Here is a 562-nt window from a genome sequence, read left to right on the forward strand (position 1 = left end):
GCCATGCCCTCATGCAGGAGGGCTAGCCGCTCAAAAAGCGTGCGCGCTTCCGATGCTCAGGCTGCTCAATTTCCGATGATCTTTTTGCTCAAATCCTCTTGACGAAACACAGCAGATACCGTTGAGGACAGCACCGCAACATCCACCGGCACCAGCGCAGCCAACACGGAAAGCGCTGACGGCACCACCGCCGCAACCGGCACCACCGCCCCATCCCTCCGAACCCAGACCAACCCCACGCCCGCGGTAATCTCCACCGCGGCAGAAACCGGCTACGCCCACTCCGCCACCGCAAGCCAAAACGGCGTCACCTTCACCGTCTCGTGGAACGACGCCCCCGCGGGCACCGCGACGACCTTCCACGTAACCCAGACCAACGGCTCGTCCCAGGCCAAGGCGCGCATGGACGTGCCCACCTACTGGGACGGCGGCAGCCAGGAAAGCGTCTGCGAGGTAGTGTCGAGAAAGTTGGTGTAGTGCCCGATCCGAAGCGAGTCGGCCCGGCGTCCCAGAATCTGGAATACGGTTGATATCCTATGCCGCCTCGACCCTGTCCGCAAGC

Annotated in this window: 1 protein-coding gene; it reads right to left on the reverse strand. The window is 63.3% G+C overall.

Annotated features, from left to right (window positions below; all coding sequences use genetic code 11):
- Positions 1-65: 65 nt before the first annotated feature.
- A complete protein-coding gene (locus tag ACTQ1S_RS09365) occupies positions 66-203 on the reverse strand; it encodes a hypothetical protein (RefSeq protein ID WP_441547570.1) in 138 nt (45 codons plus the stop codon).
- Positions 204-562: the final 359 nt, after the last annotated feature.

Origin of the sequence: Collinsella sp. LCP21S3_D3, from assembly GCF_052118305.1 — a bacterium.
In the GTDB taxonomy this organism is placed as follows: Bacteria; Actinomycetota; Coriobacteriia; order Coriobacteriales; family Coriobacteriaceae; genus Collinsella.